The 5,024-nt window shown below is 63.7% G+C and carries 6 protein-coding genes; all 6 read right to left on the minus strand.

The window, feature by feature from the left end; all coding sequences use genetic code 11:
• On the minus strand, positions 1-777 hold a 777-nt coding region (locus EN969_RS16275), incomplete at its 3' end, for a DeoR/GlpR family DNA-binding transcription regulator (RefSeq protein ID WP_164758295.1).
• Positions 778-852: 75 nt separating this feature from the next.
• Complete coding sequence (locus EN969_RS16280) at positions 853-1,509, minus strand: GntR family transcriptional regulator (RefSeq protein ID WP_063167528.1); 657 nt, start codon at positions 1,507-1,509, stop codon at positions 853-855.
• A 189-nt stretch (positions 1,510-1,698) separates the two neighbouring features.
• Complete coding sequence (locus EN969_RS16285) at positions 1,699-2,577, minus strand: SMP-30/gluconolactonase/LRE family protein (RefSeq protein WP_013533046.1); 879 nt, start codon at positions 2,575-2,577, stop codon at positions 1,699-1,701.
• Positions 2,578-2,623: 46 nt separating this feature from the next.
• Positions 2,624-3,586 carry a 3-keto-5-aminohexanoate cleavage protein gene (locus tag EN969_RS16290; RefSeq protein ID WP_063167527.1) on the minus strand — a complete coding sequence of 321 codons (963 nt, stop codon included), beginning with the start codon at positions 3,584-3,586 and terminating at the stop codon, positions 2,624-2,626.
• Complete coding sequence (locus EN969_RS16295; RefSeq protein ID WP_063167526.1) at positions 3,583-4,530, minus strand: 3-hydroxyacyl-CoA dehydrogenase; 948 nt, start codon at positions 4,528-4,530, stop codon at positions 3,583-3,585. Before EN969_RS16295 ends, EN969_RS16290 begins: the two co-directional genes overlap by 4 nt.
• Positions 4,531-4,540: 10 nt before the next feature.
• The coding region (locus EN969_RS16300; RefSeq protein ID WP_164758296.1) for an SDR family oxidoreductase at positions 4,541-5,024 on the minus strand (484 nt) is incomplete at its 5' end.

Raw genomic sequence — 5,024 nt, forward strand, 5'->3', positions numbered from 1 at the left:
CATCAGCTCAGGCCCTTTGCGCGCAAGCGCTTCAGCGATGTCAGCCTGCGGTTTCGCGTCGACGATCACGCCGGCGGCGCGTTGAAAATTCGGAATCCTGAGCGGCGTCAGCTTTGCGAACTTGCTGCTGTCGAGAACGAAGTAGGTTTTGGCGGCAAGCGCGATCATGCGGCTGCGCTGTTCGGCGCCGGCGCGGGTGAAATCGGTCACCTCGCCGTCGGGCGACAGCGCGCCACCACCGAGGAACGCGATGTCGACGCGAAAGCGCGACATGGCTTCGAGCATGTCGATTCCCGAGGCCGCTTCCTCGCCCGGATCGACTTCGCCACCCAGCACATGCACGCGCATGCCTGAGACGTGGCACAGCAGAAGCGCGATCTTCAGGCTCGCCGTGCAGATGGTGAGATCGCGCAGGTCGGCCATGGCTTGTGCGATGGCCAATGTGGTGGTGCCGGAATCGAGGAACACCACCATGCCGTCCTTTACAAGACCGGCGGCCAGCCTGCCGATCGCGGCCTTGCCTCCGGCATTTTCGTGGCTGCGCAAGCTCATTGCCGGTTCGCTCGGCTCGAAGCGGGCGGCGCCGCCATGGACGATGCCGAGCCGTCCCTTATCCGACAGCAGCTTCAAATCACGGCGGATGGTTTCGCGCGAGACATCGAAGAACCCGGCCAGTTCGGCGACACTGACAGACCCCTGGGCGCCCAGCCGCCGCAGGATCTCTTCGTGGCGACGTGGAGCAAGGGCGCGCGCCGGCAGGCTGCTGTCGGGGGACATGATGATCCTCGGATCGAGTAGCGATGTTGCAATATGTGGCAGTGATCGTGCGCAGAGGCAACTCAAGCCATGTCGTCAGGATTTTCGCGACAGGCCATCTTCCCTGATCGCGCTGACCAGCGTCTCGCTTCCCTCGCGAAGATGCTGCCTCAGAATGCCTATGGCCCTGTCGCCGTCGCGCCGCCGGCAGGCGGCCAGCAGATCGCGGTGCTCCGTCTGCGAGCGGCTGCGATAGTCCAGGTTCGACAGCAGGATGCGGACGTAGCGATCGGCGGCATTGTGGTGCGCCTCGATTAAGGCCAGCAATCGATTGTTGCCGCAGGCATCGTAGAGAGCCAGATGAAAGGCACGGTTCAGCGCGCCCCATCGGCCGACATTGCGCTCCGCGTCGATCTGATCGAGAACCTGTTCCGCCTCGTCGAGCCTGTCACCGGCGAGATTGGGAAGCGAAAGCCGCAACGCCTCGCATTCGAGCAATTCGCGCAGTGCATAGATTTCACTGATCTCGGCGCTGTCCATCCGGGCGACCTGCGCGCCTTTTGTCGGATGGATGGAAACAATGCCTTCGGCTTCCAATTGGCGAAGGGCGTCACGAATTGGCATGCGGCTGAAGCCAAACTGCTCGGCCAATTCGTCCTGGCGCAGCGAAGTGCCCGCCTTGATGGTGCCACTGGCAATCGCTTCGCGCAGGACATTGGCGACCTGTTCGGCCACGGTTCGCGGCCCCTGCATCACGCTTTCCGCAAATCCTGGCAATCGATGCTCCCGTTTGACGCGGGGCGCTCAGCCTAACGGAAACCCCTCTGCATGGATATATGTATGCCTGTATATGCACACGTTCGGCATCAATTGCCAGACTTGCCCGAATTCCTGCGCCAAGGCCTGATCTGCGTATTTTACCGGCGCTTCGCTTGCCTGGCGTCAGCCGCCGAAGCGCGGTTCCGCAACGCCCCTAACGCCAAGGCCTGATATGGCGAACAGGCTGCCGCGCAAAACGCCGTCGCCGGGAAAACGCGGCAGCGGCGGCTTGGCCATCGAGGTGACGTAGAGGGTGTCGAGCTTCGGTCCGCCGAACATGACGCTGGTGATCTTCTTGACCGGCATGTCGATGATGCGATCGATGCTGCCATCGGGCGCGTAGCGCACCAGCCTTCCGTCATAGACCAGCGCATTCCAGAGATAGCCCTCGGCATCGACGGTCGAGCCGTCCGCCGCACCGCCTCGGCTGGTGTCGACGCGCACGAAGGTACGCCTGTTGGTGGCGGCACCGGTGGCGATATCGTAGTCGTAGGCCCATATCTCGCCGGTCCAGGTATCGGCGAAATAGAAGGTGCGGTCGTCGGGGCTCCAGCATGGACCGTTGGAGCAGATGATGCCGGAATCGATCCGGGTGACGGAAAAATCCGGATCGAGCCTGTAGAGACCGCCGGACGGCCCCTCTTCCATCGTATCCATGGAGCCGGCGAAGAAACGGCCGCGCCGGTCGACCTTGCCGTCGTTGAGCCGGTTCATCGGCTTGTCCGGCTCGGGATCGTGGATCAGCGTCACCTCGCCGGTGGCGAAATCGAGCAGATGGAAGCCGCGCTGCAGCGAGACGACAGCGCCGCCGCCGTCCTTGCGCAGCGCCATTGAGCCGATCTTCATCGGCACGTCCCATGACCGGATCTCGCGCCCGTCGGCGGTCGCCCGAAACACGCGCCCGTCGAAGCTGTCGATCCAGTAGAGTCGTTCCTGTTCGACGTCCCACAGCGGTCCTTCGCCCAGTGTGGTCTTCACGTCCACCACGACTTCGATCTTCATGCCGTCCTCCTCCGTTTTGCGTCTCGCGGCGATTGCTCGGGCCGCCTCAGAAAGCGACCTTGTCCCCGCCTTTCAATGACAGGATTTCGCGTGCCTCGTCGGGCGTCGCCACCTCCATGCCGAGTCCTTCGATGATCTTGCGGGCCAGCAAGACCTGCTCGGCGTTCGATTTGGCAAGCTTGCCCTTGCCCGCCCACAGACTGTCCTCCAGCCCGACGCGGATGTTGCCGCCAAGGGCCGCCGATTGCGCGGCGATGCGCAGTTGGCTGGCGCCGGCGCCCAGCACCGACCACCGGAACTGGTCGCCAAACAGCCGGTCGGCAGTGCGCTTCATATGGGCGACGTCTTCTGGATGCGTGCCGATGCCGCCGAGCAGCCCGAACACCGACTGCACGAAGAAAGGCGGCTTCACCAGCCCACGGTCGGCGAAGTGGGAAAGGTTGTACAGATGGGCGATGTCGTAGCACTCGAACTCGAAGCGCGTGCCGTTGTCGTAGCAGGTCGCCAGAATGTACTCGATGTCCTTGAATGAGTTGCGGAAGACGAGGTCGCGCGTCGCTTCCAGATGCGGCTTTTCCCAATCGAACTTGAAGGTCTCGTATTTGTCGGCCAGGTGATAGAGCCCGAAATTGATCGAGCCCATGTTGAGCGAGGCGACTTCCGGCTTGAACTGGGCGGCCGGGCGCACGCGCTCCTCGACCTTCATGTAGGGGCTGCCACCGGTGGTGATGTTGATGGCGGCGTTGGTGCCTTGCTTGACGCGCGGCAGGAAGCGGGCGAAGGCCTCCGGCGTTTGGTCGGGCTTGCCGGTTTCCGGATCGCGGGCATGCAGATGCAGGATCGCGGCACCGGCTTCCGCCGCCGCGATCGCCTCCGAAGCGATCTGGTCGGGCGTGATCGGCAGATAGGGCGACATGGTCGGCGTGTGGATGGCGCCCGTCACCGCGCAGGTGATGATGACCTTGCCCCTGGTCTGTGCAGGTCCCGGCTTGCGACTGGTTTGCGTCATTCTCCAAACTCCTGATCCGATTTTCTCTTGTGGGCGGCGAGCGCCATGAGCCGGCGGTCACGCCACACCTGCCGGTCGCCTAGGCTTTGCTGTGGCAGTCGCTTGCGGCGATCAGCCTCGACTGTATCGATGACCTTGCCGGCCCAGTCGACGCGCCGCTGCGTCTGGGGAAAGATGTTGGAATAGATGCCCTGATAGCGCTCGACATAGTCGCGCACGCCGCCGGGTGCATTGAGATCGATGGTCTCGAACGGCCCCATGAACGACCAGCGCAGCGCCAGCCCGTCGCGGATGCCGACGTCGACATCCTCGACACTGGCGTAGCCATCGGCGACAAGCCGGAAAGCTTCCTCAAGCAATGCGCCTTGCAGGCGATTCATGATGAAGCCGTCAAGCTCGTGCTGCATGACCAGTGGCGCGTGGCCGGCGTCGACGAGGAAGGCGCGGGTTCTCTCGACCGTCTCGGCCGAGGTCCACGGCGCCGGCACGATTTCGGCCGCCGGAATGAGATAGGGCGGGTTGATCGGATGCACGACCAGGCAGCGCTGCCGCCCTTGCAGATGGTCGGTGAATTTCGACGGCAACAGCGCCGAGGTGGAACTGGCGATGACTGTTCGCGGATCGGCAAGCGTGTCGATCAAGGAGAACACCTTGCGCTTCACCTCGAGATTCTCGGGCGTGTTCTCCTGGATATGCACGGCACCTGCCAACGCCTCTTCAAGCTCGGCGACAACGGAGATACGGTCAAGAACCTCACCGGCTTGCTGTCCCCGCAGAAGATCGTTCTGGGCGAGATCGCCGAGCACGCCGGCAATGTAGTCGCGGGCTCCACCTGGGGCAGTGGGCGACTGGTCCCACATCCGCACGTCATGGCCGGCGCGGGCGAAGCTGATCGCCCAGGCCCGCCCGATGAACCCGCTTCCGACGATCGCGACATTGGCCATGGTTTGTTCCTCAAAGTGTTTCGACGTTGCCGTCGACGCCGAGCGACTGGCCGGAAATGTTGATCCCCGCATCGGAGAGCAGGAAGGCGACCATCGACGCGACATCATAGGGGCTGGTCATGCGACGCAGCGAGATGTTCTGCAGATAGCGCCCGGTCATCTCCTCGTGGCTGATACCGACCTGCTTGGCGCGCGCCGAGATAACACCTTCGATGCGGGGGCCCTCGATGATGCCGGGCAGGATGGCGTTGACCCTGATGGCGTGCGGCCCGAGCTCTTTGGCCAAGCTTTGCGTGAAACCGATGACACCGAACTTGGCCGCCGAATAGGGTGTGCGGAAGGCGTAGCCATGGCGGCCGGCGGCCGACGACATCGAGACGATCGAACCGCCGCCCGCCGCCTTGATCAGCGGCACCGCGCGCCGGGCGCACAGGAACTGGCCGGTCAGGCAGATGTCGATGCAGCGCCGCCAGTCCGCCGGATCGATCTCGTCG

This window comes from Mesorhizobium sp. M7A.F.Ca.CA.003.01.2.1, from assembly GCF_003998945.1.
Taxonomy (GTDB): Bacteria; Pseudomonadota; Alphaproteobacteria; order Rhizobiales; family Rhizobiaceae; genus Mesorhizobium; species Mesorhizobium ciceri.